This window comes from Streptomyces asiaticus, from assembly GCF_018138715.1.
In the GTDB taxonomy this organism is placed as follows: Bacteria; Actinomycetota; Actinomycetes; order Streptomycetales; family Streptomycetaceae; genus Streptomyces; species Streptomyces asiaticus.
Genome location: NZ_JAGSHX010000006.1, coordinates 8,977,097 through 8,994,581 on the forward strand (window position 1 = coordinate 8,977,097; position 17,485 = coordinate 8,994,581).

Here is a 17,485-nt window from a genome sequence, read left to right on the forward strand (position 1 = left end):
GGCCGGGATGACCACTCCCGAAGCGAAGGTCGTCGAAGCGCTGCGTGTCACGCTCATGGAGAACGAGCGGCTCGAGCGGGAGAACGCCGACATACGCCGCGGCCTGTCGGAGCCGATCGCGATCGTGGGGATGGCGTGTCGGCTGCCGGGTGGGGTGACCACGCCGGAGGAACTGTGGGACCTGGTGGTGTCCGGCGGTGATGCGATCGGTGGGTTTCCGGAGGACCGTGGCTGGGATCTGGAGAACCTCTTCAACCCGGATCCGGATCACCCGGGCACCAGCTATGTCCGCGAGGGTGGCTTTCTCCACGACGCGGGGGAGTTCGACGCGGGCTTCTTCGGGATCTCGCCGCGCGAGGCGCTGGCGATGGATCCGCAGCAGCGCATCATGCTCGAGACCTCCTGGGAGGCGTTCGAACGCGCCGGAATTGACCCGACCGCGTTGCGGGGCAAGGACATCGGCGTCTTCTCCGGGGTGACCTACCACAGCTACGGTTCCGGAGCGCGGGTCCCCGAGGAACTCGAGGCGGTCATGGGCACGGGCACCTCGGCGAGCGTCCTGGCGGGGCGGGTGTCGTACGCGCTTGGCTTCGAGGGCCCGTCGGTCGCGGTGGATACGGCGTGTTCGTCGTCGTTGGTGGCGTTGCACCTGGCCGTACAGGCGCTGCGGTTGGGCGAGTGCTCGATGGCACTGGCCGGAGGTGTGACCGTCATGGCCAACCCCGGTATCTTCGTCGGCTTCTCGCGCCAGCGCGGGATGTCGAAGGACGGCCGTTGCAGGGCCTTCGCGGCCGCTGCGGACGGCACCGGCTTCTCCGAGGGCGCGGGAGTGCTGCTGGTGGAGCGGTTGTCGGATGCGGAGCGGCGTGGGCATCGGGTGTTGGCGGTGGTGCGGGGCAGTGCGGTGAATCAGGATGGTGCGTCGAATGGGTTGACGGCGCCGAACGGTCCGTCGCAGCAGCGTGTGATTCGGCGGGCGTTGGCGGGTGCGGGGCTGGTGGCGGGCGATGTGGATGCGGTGGAGGCCCATGGGACGGGTACGCCGCTGGGTGATCCGATCGAGGCGCAGGCGCTGCTTGAAACGTATGGGCAGGATCGGCCTGCGGGGCGTCCGTTGTGGTTGGGGTCGTTGAAGTCGAATATTGGTCATGCGCAGGCGGCTGCGGGTGTGGCTGGTGTGATCAAGATGGTGTTGGCGTTGCGGTATGGGGTGTTGCCGCGGACGTTGCATGTGGATGAGCCTTCGCCGGAGGTGGATTGGTCGGCGGGTGCGGTGGAGTTGTTGACGGAGGAGCGGGTGTGGCCGGAGGTGGGGCGTCCGCGTCGGGTGGGGGTGTCGGGGTTTGGGGTGAGTGGGACGAATGCGCATGTGATTTTGGAGCAGGCGCCGGAGTCGGCGGTTGATGTGGTGCCGGTGTCGGAGGTTCCGGGTGGTGTGGTGCCGTTGGTGGTGTCGGGGCGTGGTGGTGCGGGGTTGCGGGGGCAGGCGCGGAGGTTGCTGGAGTACGTCCAAGCTCGTCCAGGGTTGGGCGTTGGGGAGCTGGGGGCGGCGCTGGCTTCTGGTCGGGCGGGGTTGTCGGATCGTGCGGTGGTGGTGGCGGGGGGCCGGGAGGAGGCGTTGGCGGGGTTGGCGGCGGTGGTGGAGGGCGGTGGGGTGGGCAAAGCCGATGTTCGGGGTCGGGTGGCGTTTGTTTTTCCTGGTCAGGGGGCGCAGTGGGTGGGGATGGGTGCGGAGTTGTTGGAGTCGAGTGTGGTGTTTGCGGAGGGGCTTCGGGAGTGTGCGGGGGTGTTGGATCCGTTGACGGGGTGGTCGTTGGTGGATGTGGTGCGGGGTGTTGGGGGTGGTGTGTCGTTGGATCGGGTGGATGTGGTGCAGCCGGTGTCGTTTGCGGTGATGGTGGGGTTGGCGCGGGTGTGGTTGGCGGCTGGTGTGGTGCCGTCGGTGGTGGTGGGGCATTCGCAGGGGGAGATTGCGGCGGCGTGTGTGGCGGGTGGGTTGTCGTTGGGGGATGCGGCGCGGGTGGTGGTGTTGCGGAGTCGTGCGATCGCGGCGGGGTTGTCGGGCTTGGGTGGGATGGTGTCGCTGGCTGTGGGTGTGAGCGAGGCGGAGTTGTTGGTGTCCCGTTGGGTCGGTCGGGTTGAGGTTGCGGCGGTCAATGGGCCGTTGTCGGTGGTGGTGGCTGGTGAGCCGGAGGCGTTGGGGGAGTTGGTGGTGGAGTGTGAGGGCGTGGGGGTGCGGGCGCGGTGGGTGGATGTGGATTATGCCTCGCATACGGCGCAGGTGGAGGCGATCGAGGGTGAGCTGGCTCGGTCGTTGTCGCAGGTCCGGCCGGTGTCTTCACGTATTCCGTTCTTCTCCACGGTGGAGGGGGTGTGGCTGGACACGGCTGAGTTGGATGCCGGGTACTGGTATCGGAATCTGCGGAGCACGGTCCGGTTCGCCCCGTCCATTGAGCGGCTGCTGGAGGAGGGCTTCCGGGCGTTTGTTGAGGTGAGTGCGCATCCGGTGCTGACGATGAGCATGGAGGCGGCGGCGGAGCGGGTGGATGCCGGACCGGTGGTGGTGACCGGGACACTGCGCCGGGGCGAGGGTGGTATGCGCCGTGTGCTCACCTCCGTGGCCGAGGCGTATGTACGTGGTGTCCCCGTCGACTGGACCGCCCTGCTTGGCAACGTCCCCGCGCACACCGCGTGTGACCTCCCCACCTACGCCTTCCAACACCAGCACTACTGGCTCAAGAACTCCGCCCCCGCCGATGCGGGATCCGAAGCCGATCTGCTTCCGGGCATGGCAGAACTGCCCGAGGACACCGGGGCGTTGACCGCTCGCCTTCGTGGGGAGTCCGCACAGGAGCAGGAGCGCATCCTGCTGGAGACCGTCCGCCAGGAGACCGCAGGCGTCTTGGGCCATCCCTCGCTGGATGCCATTGAACCGGACATGGTGTTCAACCAGATCGGGTTCGACTCGGCCACCGCCGTGCAGTTGCGCAACCGTCTGAACGCACTCACCGACCGGACTCTGCCGACCACCCTGCTCTTCGACTACCCCACACCCCTGGTTCTCGCCGACTTTCTCCGTGACGAGCTCATCGGGGACACGGCTGCCCCGGCCCCGGAGGAGCCAGCGGGGCCGACATCAGCGCCTGGGGCCGTGTCGACCGAGCCGGTGGCGATCGTGGGCATGGCGTGTCGACTGCCGGGAGGAGTCTCCACGCCCGACGAGCTGTGGGAGCTGGTGCTTCACGGGCGGGACGGCATCAGCGACTTCCCGGTGAATCGTGGCTGGGACCTGGAGAACCTGTTTCATCCGGACCCGGACCACCCCGGCACCAGCTACGCCCACCAAGGCGGGTTTCTGCACGATGCCGGGGAGTTCGACGCGGGCTTCTTCGGGATCTCGCCGCGTGAGGCGCTGGCCGTGGACCCGCAACAGCGTCTGATGCTGGAGACCTCGTGGGAGGCGCTGGAACGGGCCGGGATCGACCCGACCACCCTGCGGGGCAAGGACGTGGGCGTTTTCTCCGGTGTCACGTACCACAACTACGGCTCGGGCGTAGAGCCGGTGCCCGCCGAGCTCGAGGGCATGCTGGGCCTCGGCGCCTCGGCCAGTGTGCTGTCGGGACGGGTGTCCTATGCGCTTGGCTTCGAGGGCCCGTCGGTCGCGGTGGACACGGCATGCTCCTCGTCCCTGGTGGCGTTGCATCTGGCGGCTCAGGCGCTGCGAGCCGGCGAGTGCTCGATTGCGCTGGCCGGTGGTGTCACGGTGATGCCCACGCCCGGCATCTTCATTGCCTTCTCGCGGCAGCGCGGCATGTCGGCCGATGGCCGATGCAAGTCCTTCGCCGCCTCGGCTGACGGTACGGGGTGGGCCGAGGGCGTGGGTGTGTTGGCGCTGGAGCGGTTGTCGGACGCGGAGCGGAATGGCCATCGGGTGTTGGCGGTGGTGCGGGGTAGTGCGGTGAACCAGGACGGTGCGTCGAATGGTCTGACGGCGCCCAATGGCCCGTCGCAACAGCGTGTCATTCGGCAGGCCCTGGCCAGTGCCGGTGTGTCGGCCGCCGAGGTGGATGTGGTCGAGGCGCATGGCACGGGCACGGCACTGGGCGATCCGATCGAAGCGCAGGCGGTACTGGCCACGTACGGTCAGGGCCGTGATCGGCCGTTGCTGATGGGGTCGTTGAAGTCGAACATCGGCCATGCGCAGGCGGCAGCGGGTGTGGCCGGTGTCATCAAGATGGTGCTGGCGCTGCGGCATGGCATCGCGCCTCGGACATTGCACGTGGAGGAGCCAACGTCGCAGGTGGATTGGTCGGCGGGTGCGGTGGAGCTGCTGACCGAGGAGCGCGTGTGGCCGGAGGTGGGGCGTCCGCGCCGGGCCGGTGTGTCCGCGTTCGGAGTCAGCGGGACCAACGCCCACGTCATCCTGGAGCAAGCGGCGACCGAGGCGAGCAACCCGGCCATGTCGTGGCCGAAGGGCGTTCCTGTGCCGCTGGTGGTGTCCGGGCGGGGGGACGTGGCCTTGCGGGCCCAGGCGCGACGCCTGCGGTCGTTCCTTGCGGACGAGCCGCAGCCGGACGTGAGCGAACTTGGTTTTGCGTTGGGTGGTGGTCGGGCGGGGTTGTCGGATCGTGCGGTGGTGGTGGCGGGGGATCGGGAGGAGGCTCTGGCGGGGTTGGCGGCGGTGGCGCGGGGTGAGTCGGTTCCGGGGGTGGTGTCGGGTTCGGTGGTGCGTGGTCGGTTGGGGGTGTTGTTCGCTGGTCAGGGGTGTCAGCGGGTGGGGATGGGGCGTGGGTTGTATGAGGTGTTCCCGGTCTTTCGGGATGCCTTCGATGCGGTGTGTGAGGCGCTGGATCGGGAGTTGGGCGCGGGCGGGGTCTTTGGTTCGGTGCGGGAGGTGGTGTTCGGGGATGGTGAGTTGTTGGAGCGGACGGTGTTTGCTCAGGCGGGGTTGTTCGCGGTGGAGACGGCGTTGTTCCGGTTGGTGGAGTCGTGGGGTGTGGTGCCGGATGTGGTGGGTGGGCATTCGGTGGGTGAGGTGGCGGCGGCGCATGTGGCGGGTGTGTTGTCGCTGGAGGATGCGGCGGTGTTGGTGGCGGCGCGGGGTCGGTTGATGGAGGCGTTGCCGGAGGGTGGCGCGATGGTGGCGGTGGGTGCGGGTGAGGAGCAGGTGCGTCCGTTGCTGGTGCCGGGGGTGGATATCGCGGCGGTGAACGGTCCTGCGGCGGTGGTGCTCTCAGGCGATGAGGAGCCCGTGCTGCGGGTGGCGCGGGAGTTGTCGGGGCAGGGGTGTCGGACGAGGCGTCTGGCGGTTTCGCACGCGTTCCACTCCGCCCGGATGGAGCCGATGCTGGAGGAGTTCCGACGGGTGGTCGAGGGGCTGTCGTTTGCCGCTCCGGTGATCCCTCTGGTGTCCAACGTGACCGGGCGACTAGCGGACACGGAGACGGTGCGTTCTCCCGAGTACTGGGTGGAGCATGTGCGTTCGGCGGTGCGGTTCGCGGATGGTGTGCGAGCGCTTGCCGACTATGGCGTCAGCACGTATCTGGAGTTGGCGCCGGATGCGGTGCTGTCCGCGATGGTCGGGGACTGTCTGCCGGAGGAGTCGGCCGAAGGGCCCGTGGTCGTGCCGTCGCTGCGGCGGGAGGGCGACGAGCCCCGGGCATTGATCTCCGCCGTCGCTCAACTGCATGTGGCAGGCGTGCGTATCGACTTCGGAGCGCTGTTCGGTGCCACGGCTCTGCCCGCCCACATCTCGGATCTGCCGACGTATGCCTTCCAGCGGGAGCATTACTGGTTGGTGGGGGAGCACCGGGGTGTGGGTGATGTGGCGTCTGCCGGGCTGGCGGGGGTGGAGCATCCGTTGTTGGGTGCGGTGATGGAGGTGCCGGGGTCGGGTGAGGTGGTGTTCACTTCCCGGCTGTCGCTGCGTTCGCATCCGTGGCTGGCTGATCATGTGGCTGCGGGTGCGGTGTTGTTGCCGGGGGCGGCGTTTGTGGAGTTGGTGGTGCGGGCCGGTGATGAGGTCGGTTGCGGTGGGGTGGAGGAGTTGGTGATGGAGGCTCCGCTGGTGTTGGCGGAGGGCGGGGCGGTCCAGGTGCGGGTGAGTGTGGCGGAGGCCGATGAGAGTGGCCGGCGCGGCGTGCGGGTGTATTCGAGGTCGGAGGATGCCGGTCTGGGTGCCGCGTGGGTGCGGCACGCGACCGGGACGTTGTGCCGTGCGGATGAGATCTCCGTTCCCGACACACGGTTGTCGGTATGGCCTCCGGTGGGTGCCGTAGCGGTGGATCCGGGCGACGTGGAGGGCCTGTACGACGGGCTGGAAGAGGTCGGCTACCGGTATGGGCCGGTGTTCCAGGGGGTGCGGGCGGCCTGGCGGCTGGATGGCGCGGTGTACGCGGAGGTGGCGCTGCCGGAGGAGCATCGGGTCCAGGCGGCGGGGTTCGGGCTTCACCCGGCACTCCTCGACGCCGCCATGCACACCATCGCCTTCCACGACCGCGCCGAAGCCGACGCGGAGCTCGTGTTGCCGTTCGCCTATCGAGAGGTGGCGCTGCATGCCTCCGGGGCCTCAGCGCTGCGGGTACGTGTGACACCGTCCGGCCCGAACACCATGTCCCTGGAACTGGCCGATGGGAGCGGCGCCCCCGTGGCTTCGGTGGGTTCGGTGGTGTCCCGCCCGGTCAGCGCCGAGCAGTTCGGCACGGCGGCGACGGTGGACCGGATGTTCCGCGTCGCATGGGAGGAACTGCCGGCTCGGGCGGGCGGTGCGACCGTGGCACCCGTAGCGGTGGGCGACGCCGAGGACGTACACCACCTGGCCACGACGCCGGAGACCGCCCAACCGGACGTGCTGCTGCTGGACCTCGGCGGCGGTACGGCCGATGTGCGGGAGATGACCGGGAGGGTGCTCCGGGTCGTACAGGCGTGGCTGGCCGAGCCGTCACTGGCGTCCAGCCGGCTGGTCGTGGTGACGAGGGGTGCCGTCGCCGTCCGGGAGGCCGATCCGGTCGATCCAGCGGCGACCGCCGTATGGGGCCTGGTGGGGTCCGCACAAGCGGAGAACCCCGGGCGGATTCTCCTCCTCGACATCGACCAAGCGACGATGCCCACCACGTCGCTGTCCGCGCTGCTCGCCGGTGACCAGCGCCAACTGGCCCTACGCGACACCACCTGCTTCGCCCGGCACCTCACCCGTGCCGCTGAGGTGTCCCAAACCAGTCCGGGTGGTTTGGGTTCCGGCGGGACGGTGCTGGTCACGGGTGGTACGGGGGCGTTGGGCGGGGTGGTGGCGCGGCATCTGGTGGCCGTGCATGGGGTGCGGAGTCTGGTGTTGGCCAGTCGAAGCGGGCCCGAGGCCATCGGCGCCGCCGAGTTGGAGGCGGAGCTGGCCAAGGCAGGGGCGCGGATACGGATCGTCGCGTGTGATGTGGCCGACCGGGGCGAGGTGACCGGGCTGCTGGACGCCGTCCCAGAGGATGCTCCGTTGTCGGCGGTGGTGCATACGGCCGGTGTTCTGGATGACGGTGTGCTGACCGCGTTGACCCCGGAGCGTATGGACGAGGTGTTCCGGCCGAAGGTGGACGGGGCGCTCCATCTGCATGAGCTGACCCGGGACCTGGACCTGTCGGCCTTCGTCCTGTTCTCCTCCGCCGCCGGCACCCTGGGCAACGCGGGACAGGGCAACTACGCCGCCGCCAACGCCTACCTCGACGCACTGGCCCATCAGCGCCGGGCCCAGGGGCTGCCCGCCGTGTCCCTGGCCTGGGGCATGTGGCAGCAGGCCGCCGGTACGGGGATGACCGGCCGCCTCGGCGATGCCGACCAGCGCCGTATGACACGCGGCGGTGTCGCCCCCTTGTCCCCGGCCGAGGGCATGGAACTCTTCGACACGGCGCTGCGCACGGCCGAACCCACGGTCCTCCCCATCAAGCTGGACCTCGGCGCGCTCCGCGCCCAGGCCGCCGGTGGGGCGGTCCACCCGCTGCTGCACAGGCTCGCCCCGACCGCCCGCCGAGCCGCTGCCCCTCGGGCCACGGCCGACCAGGGCCTGGTGACCGATCGGCTGGCCGGGGTGACCCCCGAGGAGCGGGAGCGGATCCTGCTGGACATGGTGCAGCAGGAGGCCGCCCGGGTGCTGGGACACTCGGCGGCCGCCACCCTCGACCCCGATGTGCTGTTCACCGAGATCGGTCTGGACTCACTCATGGCGGTGGAACTACGCGACCGCCTGGCCAAGCGCACCGCGCTGCGGCTGCCTCCCAGCTTTGTCTTCGACCACCCGACTCTCCGGATGCTGGCCTGGCAACTGCGGGACGAGCTGGAGAAGGCGGACGCGGACGCTCCCCCCGGATCCGCCCCGGCTCCCGAGGCCGAGGCCCCGGCCCCCGGAGCCGCCGGGGAGTGACTCCGCCCAGCACACCCGGTTCAGCCGGACCGGCACCGACCGAAGCGGCAAGAAAGGGATCGCACATGTTCAGCACGGACACGTACCTGGCGCATCTGGGGTTCTCCCAGCGGCCCGCCCCCACCCTGCCGAACCTGCGGCAGTTGCACCGCAGCCATCTGATGACGGTCCCCTACGACACCAACCACACGCACCGCCTCAGCGCCGAGAACATGGCCGACATCGATATCGACAAGGCGTTCGCGGCCATCGTGCCGACCGGCGACGGTGGCATGTGTCTGGAGCTGAACACCCTCTTCGCCCGGCTGCTCCGCGACCTGGGCTACGACCTGGACGTCATCAGCGGAGGCACATATCTGCCCGGTGACACCTTCGCCCCCGACCCCGAACACATGCTGATGCTCGTCCGTATCGAGGGGCAGGAGTGGCTGGCCGACGTGGGACACGCCGGGCTCTGCTTCACCGAGCCGCTGCGTCTGTCCGAGGAGGAGGTGCAGTGGCAGTACGGCTGCGCGTTCCGGCTGATCCGGCGGGACGGCTATCTCGTGTTGCAGGCCAAGACCCTGGACCACGACTGGCGGACCACCTATCGCTTCACCACCGAGCCCAGGACCTATGACGCCTGGACCGGTGTCGGTGAGGGCAATGGCCCGGCCATCCTGGCGGGGATGCGCCGGCGCAGGCGCGCCATCGACAAGGGGCAGGTCTTCCTCACCAACAACATGTTCACGATCGTGGAGGACGGCCATGAGAAGGTCACCCTCCTCGTCGATCCGGAACAGCGCGCCCAGGTGCTCGACACGTACTGGGACGGCCGCGACTGACCGAGCCCGCCGCCGACGACCAGCAGATGAGAGTGATGAGGGGCCATGAAATTCGGCTTGCTGTACGGGGCCCAGCTGCCCCGCCCCTGGACCCAGGACTCCGAACACCGCCTGTTCAGGGAGATGTTGGAGGAGATCGAGCTGGCCGATCGGCTGGGCTTCGACCATGTGTGGTGCCCTGAGCACCACTTCCTGGAGGAGTACTCGCACATGTCCGCGCCGGAGGTGTTCCTCGGCGCGGTCAGCCAGCGCACCAGCCGCATCCGCATCGGCCACGCGGTCGCCCTGATGCCCCCGGGGTTCAATCCGACGGCACGGGTGGCCGAACGGATCGCCACGCTGGATCTGCTCTCCGACGGACGTGTGGACTTCGGCACGGGCGAGTCCACCACCCCCACCGAACTGGGCGGTTTCGGTGTGGAGCGCTCCGTCAAACGGGACCAGTGGGCGGAGGCGGTGGACGCCGTCGCCCGCATGTTCGTCGAGGAGCCCTTCGCCGGGTGCGAGGGAAAGTACGTGTCCGCTCCCATCCGCAATGTGCTGCCCAAGCCGCGGCAGAAGCCACATCCGCCGATGTGGATGGCCTGCGGAAACCGTGACGCGATCCGCATCGCGGCCACCAAGGGCCTGGGCGCGCTGAACTTCTCCTTCTTCGGACCGGCGGAGACCAAGAAGTGGGTCGACGCCTACTACTCGGGCATCGAGTCGGCGGACTGCGTGCCCGCCGGGTTCGCGGTCAATGCCCAGATCGCCGCGACCATTCCGATGTTCTGCCACGAGGACGAGACCACGGCGGTGGAACGTGCCGTCGACGGCGTCCAGTTCTTCAACTTCGGCCTCGGCTTCTACGCGGGCTTCGGCACCGCCGCACCGGGCCGCACCCGGCTGTGGGAGGAGTTCCAGCGCGACCGCGACAAGCACGGCATGGGCCGCTCCTCCTTCGGCAAGCCCGGTATGCCACTGGGCAATCCGGCCCGGGGCGCGGTGGGCACTCCGCGCCAGATACGCGACTTCCTGCGGCTCCACGAGGAGGCCGGACTGGACCAGGCGATCTTCCTCGTCCAGGGCGGCGGCACCCGGCACGAGCACATCTGCGAGTCGCTGGAGCTCTTCGCCAACGAGGTGATGCCGGAGTTCAAGGAGCGCGACGAGACCGCCGAACGGCTGAAGGCGGCCCGGCTCCGGCCCGCCATCGACGCCGCCATGGCGCGGCGCGAGCCGGCACGGACGGCCGACCCCGACTACATCATCCCCGCCCGGAGCCAAAGCTGACGCCACAGCTGACACCGGCATCGGCATCGGCATCGGCATTGGCATTGGCCCAAGCAGAAGGAGAACGTGGTACTGCCATGGCTGACACCCCCGAAGAAGAACTTCGGATCCTCGACCCGCAGACCGTCGCCCAGGAGTTGCGCAAACACGGCCCGCCGCGGCAGATCACGATGAACGGCACCACGGCGTGGCTCGTCTCCCGCTACGAGGACGTCCGGGACTGTCTCGGACACCCCGGCATGAGCCCGGCCGCCGCCTACGCCGCCTCCCAGGGCCAGACCACTCCGGTGAGCGGGCTGTTCGAGGACACGCTGCCCGGCACCAACCCACCCCAGCACACCCGGCTGCGCAGGCTGCTCGCCAAGGCGTTCACAACACGCAGGGTGGAGAGCCTGCGGCCGCGGGTGCAGGAGATCACCGACACACTGCTGGACCGGATCGCCGTCGACGGCCGGGCCGATCTCGTCACCGCGCTGGCCATCCCGCTGCCCATGCAGGTGATCTGTGAACTCCTCGGCGTGCCCATCGCCGACCGCACCGAATTCCACCAGTGGGCCGATCTGATGCTCATGCCCCCGCTGGACCCGGACACCGCCGCGCGTTCCCAGGACGCCGCCGCCAAGTTGTGGACGTATATGGAGGACCTCGCCGAGGCCCGGCGGCAGGCCCCCGAGGACGACCTGATCAGCGATCTGATGTCCGCACACGAGGACGACCGGCTCAGCCACCGCGAGGTGGTCGCCACCGCCCGGATGATGCTGATCGCCGGATACGAGCTCACCGGCAGCTTCATCAGCAACGCGGTCTTCTCACTGCTGTCCCAGCCGGACCAGATGGAGCTGCTGCGCAAGGACCCCGAGCTGGCCGGGCGCGGCCTGGAGGAGCTGCTCCGGCACGCCGGGCCGGGCATCCTCGTCGTGCGTTTCGCCAACGAGGACGTGGAGATCGGCTCCGTACCCATCCGCGCCGGCGACCAGGTGCTCCTGGACATGGACGCCGCGCACTCCGACCCGGCACACTTCACCGACGGCGAGCGGCTGGACCTGACGAGGGACTCCGCCGTGCATCTCCAGTTCGGCCACGGCATCCACTACTGCATCGGTGCGCCACTGGCCAGGGTGGAGGGTCAGATTGCCCTGGAAAGCCTGGTCCGGCGGTTCCCCGGCCTTCGGCTCGGCGTTCCCGCCTCCGAGATCGGCCACAGCAAGAACCCGTTCATCCGCTCGCTGACCACGCTCCCCGTCGAGTTCGAGGCTCAGCAGCCCGCGGGCGCGGGGTGATCGCTGGACGGCGTCGGACCGGCCAGGCCGGTGACCCGCATGGTGATGTTCAGCCGTCCGGACTTCAGTCCGGTGGCCGGGTCGCCGGTTCCGGGCAGGATCTTGGGGACGGCGTGGTACGCGTAGCGGGAGGCGCCGCCGAAGACGAACAGATCCCCGGAGGCGAGTTCGAGATCGGTGTACGGCTTGGTACGGGTCTCGGTGTTGCCGAAGCGGAAAACGCAGCTGTCGCCGATGGTGAGCGAGACCACCGGGGCGGAGGACCGCTCGTCCTTGTCCTGGTGCATGCCGAGTTTCGCCTCGGCGTCGTAGAAGTTGATGAGTGCGGTGTCGGGGGTGTAACCCTCACCTGCCGTCTCGTCGTCGTATGCGTCGGCCAGGGCGCTGCGGCCCAACTCGACCATCCAGTGCGGGAATTCGGCGACCCGGGCGCCGTTCACGTCGTCGGCGGTGCGGGTGTACGCATAGGGCTGCCAGTGCCAGCCGATGCACACCGTCCGCACCGACATGACGCCCCCGCGCGGCAGCTTGGTGTGCCGGATCGGGACCGGGCCGGTGGCCCAGGCCCGGCAGGCGACGACCAGCTCCCGCTGCTGCTCGAGGCTGAGCCAGCCCGGCACATGGACGGCGCCGGGGGCCACCTCGAGACGTGGGCGGGGGATCAGGGCGTTCATACGGGAATTCTCCGCGGACGAGGAGTGGACACGAGACATCAGGTGGCGTCGTGGAAGACCAGCCCCAGCGCGTGGCGCCGCCCGGACCGCACCGTGCTGACCCCGTGCCGCATCACCCCGGCCGACCAGCCGCGCTTGGTGGCCACGGGACGGTCACGGGTGGTGAAGATCAGGCCGTGGCCCTGCTGGAGGACGGTCGTGGTGCCCCGGGACTGGGCTCGGGGCCGCTGCTCGACCAGCAGGAACTCCCCGCCCGTGTAGTCCGTGCCGTACGCGTCCAGCCCGATCACCACCTGGAGCGGGAAGAGCATGTCGCCGAACACATCGCGGTGCAGTGCGTTCCAGTCGCCGGGGCCGTATCGCAGCAGGATCTGCGCCGAGCGCTCCTGACCGGCCTCATGGCACATGGCCAGCCACTTCTCGAGACTGTCCGGCCAGGGCGCCGGACGGCCGAGCCGCTCCGCCCAGTCACGGGCGATGGTCAGCAGCCGCGGATAGAGCGCGGCGCGCAGCTCGGCGACCGGTTCGGGCAGGTCATGGGTGAAGTAGCGGTACTGACCTGAGCCGAAGCGGTGGCGGGCCATGTCGATCGTGCTCCGGAACTGCTCGTCCCGCTCATAGAGCCCGGCGACACGGGCGCACTGCGCGGGAGTCAGCAGCCGTGGTGTGAGCGCGCACCCGTAGGTGTCCAGCTCCTCGGCCAGCTGTGTCCAGTCGGCCGCGGCCACGCGCTGGTGGAGGCGTGCGGTGTCGGTCGTGGTGCTCATCGGTGTGCTCCGGGTTCTCCGGGTTCTCCGGGATCGGGATCCGGGAAGGGTGCGGTACGGGTCCCCGGCGGCGGGCCCCGGCGGTGGGTGCGAGGCCCGCGCTCAGGCCGACTGGAGGGCGCCTTCGTGGACGAGGAGCCGCTCCTTGCGCTCCAGCCCGCCCGCATAGCCGGTCAGTGCGCCAGTGGCGCCGATGACACGGTGGCAGGGCCGGACGACCAGCAACGGATTGCGGCCGATCGCGGTGCCGACGGAGCGGACCGCCGTGCGCGGGGCGCCGATCTGCCGGGCGATGTCGCCGTAGCTGACGGTGGTGCCGTACGGAATGGACTCCAGCGCCTGCCAGACCTTGCGCTGGAACTCCGTACCTCCCGCGACGCACTCGATGTCGAAGCGGGTGAGCTCGCCGTCGAAGTAGGAACGCAGTTGGGAGACGATCTCGTCGAACGCCTCGGCGTCCTCGCTCCAGCCGTCCTGGACGACGGCTCCGCCCTTCTGCCCGGGCACGGACAGGGAAACGAGCGCGGTACCCCCCGTCGCGGTGGCGGACCTCTCGCCCACCAGCAGCAGCTCGCCGAGCGGGCTGTCGATCGTCGTGTGGACCGTCATGGCGGTGGTCCCTCTCTTCTTCTCGCCGTTCTGTCTTGCGCTGCTCCCAGCATGCATCGTTCGGACCCGGAAAACTGGCGGGATTCGGACATGGCGTTTCGGGCGCACCTTCCCGTACTCCCGCCCGCCGGGTGACGCGTGGCCGGCCGCCCTCGACCAGTCGGCGATCAGAAGACGCGGGGTTCCTGACCAGTGGACTTGCGGTTGCGGTTGGCCATCTGCTCCCAGAAGCCGTGCAGCTCCCTGATGGGGATGCTCACCCACGGAGCCGTGTGGCGGCTGACGGCGGGGGGCCGCCAGCGAAAGCGGCTGTGAAGGAGCGCCTGCTGCTGCCGGCAGAAGGGCTCCTCCATCTCCGTCTGGGTCCTCCCGCCCTTGGGAGGGTAGGGGCACAGGCGGAAGTGGCAGGTGGGCAGGCAGGTGGCCCCGGGCTCATTGCCGTCCGCCCGGCCGATGCTGTGCTCGGGGTGGAGCGGGCTGCGATCATGCGTGAGACAGGGTGGAAGCGTGTCCTTGGTAGCCCTCCTCAGACGTTCTTCGATCTCGTCGGGGTTACCGTTGCGCTCCGTGAGATTGAGCATGACGAGGACGTCGGCGACCAGGCGCTGGGCCCGCGGATGCAGGGTGCTCCAGCCCACCGATGGGGCGATCCACAGATTGTGCTTGCGGTAGCGCTCGGGGTCGGCCGGGCTGGAGCCGACGTTGTAGATGGCCCGGTTCTCATCGATCCACAGGAAGCGCTCGGGATGTCCGGTCTCGAGGGCCAGGGTCACCAGGTCACCGGCCTCGGCGACGAACGGATGCAGAAGCCTGTCGGCCTGGTGTCCGGGATGGGCGCTGGTCGGAGTGGGCGTGTCAAATGCGGTGCCGGCCGTCGAAAGCCAACGGGCCACCGATCGCACGGGGTCGGCCCCTTGGATCGGTGAGCCCGTGTCGCCGTCCGGGACCTGATCCGTGGATGCCGTCCGCGCCTGGCCCTGCCGGTGCCGCTCGGTCGTGTCCGGCCCGGGCGGGCGTCCGATGGCGTCCGGAAGCGACCACAGGCACAAAGCGTGCAACAGGGTGAGTTGCGCATACCAGCAGCGGCTGCGCGTCAGCATCTTCTCGGCCTGCTTGACGAGATAGGCGAGGGTCTCGTCACAGACGTCGGGATGGCGTCGTCTGCGGTTGGCGGCGTTCTTGAAGCCCCGGGCGAGCGCGTTCTCCAGCGAAAGGGGCAGGTCCGGCGCTGTGTGCGGAGCATGAGGCATCACGGGGCTGCGGAGGCGGGTGGCGGGCGCGAGGTGCTGCAACCAGATTTCCAACCGCTCCTTCGCCTCGTCGCGGTACTTCTCGGAGACGGAGCCGACCATCATGGGAAGGAGCCAGGCTCTCAGGGCGAAGTGCCGCCACCATCTGGCCCTGTCATTCTCGTAGTCCGCCACGAATCGGGCGTGCTCCTGTTCTCGCCGCCGCGCTTCGCCGGGGCTGATGGGCTCGTGATCACCGCTTTCCAGCCACTTAGTGTAATCGTCATTCAATTTCCGTTTCGCCTGGCGTGTCTTCCTCAGATACTGCAGTACGGGATCGGTCCCCAAGGGGAAGTGTTTCCGTAGAGCGCTGAAGGCCGTGTCGCCGCCCGAGCTTATTTCCTGAGTAATGGCGATCCGGACCGGATGGGAGGGCTCGTGGGTTCCGATGTCGAAAAACTGGCTGTACGGCAAACGTCGTGACGCCTCGGGCGGTTGTGTGGAGCGCCGGTCCGATCTGCGCCGGCCCGACCTGCGGCGGTCCACTTCGCGGAGGGCCGCTCCGAAGTGGTGCACCAGCTTGAGCTTCGCCTCCTCGACGGTTCGCTGGTCACCTCTGATCGTCAGCCCGGGCCAGGCGGAGAGGAGTTCATCGGCGATCTCGGTCTGCTCGGATTCGGGATCCACGCTGTCGATGTCCAGGGCCGCGGAATAGAGATCGAAGTACTTGGGGTCCTGCCGGCCCTTGGCGGCTTCGCGGAGGATGCTGGAAAGCTTTTCGCGTTCGTTCGTATGGGCATGGGCATGGGCATGGGCATGGGTATGGGCCGGGGTATGGCCGGGAGCGGGGCGCGGTGCGGCAGCCGGCTGGGCGCGGCCGGTCGCCGCCCGATGACGGGAAAGAAGTACCAGCGCGATCAGCAATTCGCGGGCAGGTCCCGGGCTGTGCAGGGCGGGCTCGATGACCTGACGTATCTGATCGTCGTCCATACGGTACAGCAGGCGATATCCCAGATATGCCTGGATGATGCTGTGCGGGAAACGCACCTTGTTCTCGTGGGCCATCACCAGCCCGAGCATCTGTCCATTATTGGCGAACCGGGAAAATTCGGTCTTGCATGCGTTCGGATGTTCTGCGGGTTCGAGCCAATGCGCCGTGTGATCGAACTCGTTGACGAGCGCCTTCCAGATGGCGGCGCGTTGCCTCTCGGAGACCGGCAGACGCCCGTCCCTGGGCTCCCGGCGGCCGTCCTCGTCTTCCGTGCACGTCTCGACCAGCTCGTCAAAGGTCACCTCCAGGCTGTCCCGCACAAGCCCCAGGCAGGCGAGGGCGGAGATCACTCGTATGGTCTCCTGGCGCTCCTGACGGTCCATCACCAGATCGTCGAACAGAAGCCCGTCCTCGACTGCCCTCCGGTAGGTGTCCAGGAGCCAGAGCCTGAGGGTGGCGCAGTCATGGCTACGGGTGTCCAGCCGGTCCGATTCCTCGCGCAGGGTCATGTGTTCCAGCAGCCCGCGTTCCTGGAGCAGCCGGGCGATCTGCAGATAGCTCGGCGAGTCCGACACGTTGGCCGTCTCCACGATCCAGTCCAGACGGCGCTCATCGACCTCGGAGAAGTCTCTCACCAGGTACTCCAGCGCCGCCTCCTCGCTCAGCGGCTCCAAGTCGGCGATCACGGCCCGTGTGCCCTCCAGGGGCGGATGCGGGCGGGAGGCGATGACCAGGGGCAGCTTCTGCCGGGCCGCCCGGTCGATGGCCCGGCGGATGATGTTGTCGCGGTCGTCCCGGTGGTCCTTGTCGAGAAGCGCCTCCTCCAGCCCGTCGGCGATGACGACGGCCTTGTCGTCGAGCCGCAATTGCCGCCAGGTCTTGTCGAACTGGCCGCTGGCCAGTACCCCTTGATCCGCTTCCTCCGCCAGGCGGCGCCGGGCCATCTTCTCGAAGTCCAGATCCCCTTCGGCGTCCATGTCACGAAGGCGTATGGGCACGGGAACGGCAGCCTGCTGGGCCAGCATGTGTGTGAGCTCGACCAGCACCGCGGTCTTGCCCACCCCCACCCCGCCGACGAGCAGATAAGGCCGGCGCGTTCTGCGGTTGCGCAGTGTCTGGGCGATGACCTGGGAGAGCTCCCGGCGCCCGACGATCCGGTCGATGAGCGTTCCCGCGGTGGGGACCAGATCGTGCGGTGCCGATCTCGCCTTGTCGACCAGCGGTTTCTTGGTCTTGTGGTACCAGTAGATCAGGAAGAGCGTCAGGACGAAGGAGGCCGCGAGGAACGGTCCGATGACCCGGGTGGCGGTGGTGAACCACGTGCTCCACTGCATGGTGTGGAACCAGGTTCTCTCCCCGTTGACCGAGTCGTAGATGGCCGCTGCCAGCCACAGGGCCAGGAGAGCCGTCCCGGCATAGGCGTAGGCGCGCACGA

The 17,485-nt window shown here is 68.8% G+C and carries 8 protein-coding genes; 4 read left to right on the forward strand and 4 right to left on the reverse strand.

Features of this window, described 5'->3' with window-relative positions:
• Window positions 1–7: 7 nt before the first annotated feature.
• The 4 genes from KHP12_RS45760 (at window position 8) to KHP12_RS45775 (ending at window position 11,780) form a co-directional block, all read left to right on the forward strand.
• Window positions 8–8,404: a type I polyketide synthase gene (locus KHP12_RS45760; RefSeq protein ID WP_211834585.1), complete on the forward strand. Its 8,397-nt coding sequence runs from the start codon at window positions 8–10 to the stop codon at window positions 8,402–8,404.
• Window positions 8,405–8,469: 65 nt separating this feature from the next.
• Window positions 8,470–9,228: an arylamine N-acetyltransferase family protein gene (locus tag KHP12_RS45765; RefSeq protein ID WP_086884454.1), complete on the forward strand. Its 759-nt coding sequence runs from the start codon at window positions 8,470–8,472 to the stop codon at window positions 9,226–9,228.
• A 45-nt stretch (window positions 9,229–9,273) separates the two neighbouring features.
• Entirely contained in the window at window positions 9,274–10,500 is a 1,227-nt protein-coding gene (locus KHP12_RS45770; protein WP_086884453.1) for an LLM class flavin-dependent oxidoreductase, read from the forward strand.
• A gap of 77 nt (window positions 10,501–10,577) precedes the next feature.
• A complete protein-coding gene (locus tag KHP12_RS45775; RefSeq protein WP_086884452.1) occupies window positions 10,578–11,780 on the forward strand; it encodes a cytochrome P450 in 1,203 nt (400 codons plus the stop codon).
• Here KHP12_RS45775 and KHP12_RS45780 read toward each other — a convergent pair.
• From KHP12_RS45780 to KHP12_RS45795, 4 genes are all read right to left on the reverse strand, one after another.
• A complete protein-coding gene (locus KHP12_RS45780; protein ID WP_086884451.1) occupies window positions 11,756–12,454 on the reverse strand; it encodes an alpha-ketoglutarate-dependent dioxygenase AlkB family protein in 699 nt (232 codons plus the stop codon). The genes KHP12_RS45775 and KHP12_RS45780 overlap by 25 nt on opposite strands.
• Window positions 12,455–12,492: 38 nt before the next feature.
• Window positions 12,493–13,221: a 2OG-Fe(II) oxygenase gene (locus tag KHP12_RS45785; protein ID WP_037955985.1), complete on the reverse strand. Its 729-nt coding sequence runs from the start codon at window positions 13,219–13,221 to the stop codon at window positions 12,493–12,495.
• A gap of 102 nt (window positions 13,222–13,323) precedes the next feature.
• Window positions 13,324–13,830 (reverse strand): methylated-DNA--[protein]-cysteine S-methyltransferase, encoded by a 507-nt coding sequence (locus tag KHP12_RS45790; protein WP_086884450.1) that lies wholly within the window; start codon window positions 13,828–13,830, stop codon window positions 13,324–13,326.
• A 167-nt stretch (window positions 13,831–13,997) separates the two neighbouring features.
• Window positions 13,998–17,483: an NACHT domain-containing protein gene (locus KHP12_RS45795; protein WP_308289536.1), complete on the reverse strand. Its 3,486-nt coding sequence runs from the start codon at window positions 17,481–17,483 to the stop codon at window positions 13,998–14,000.
• Between the last annotated feature and the right edge of the window lie 2 nt (window positions 17,484–17,485).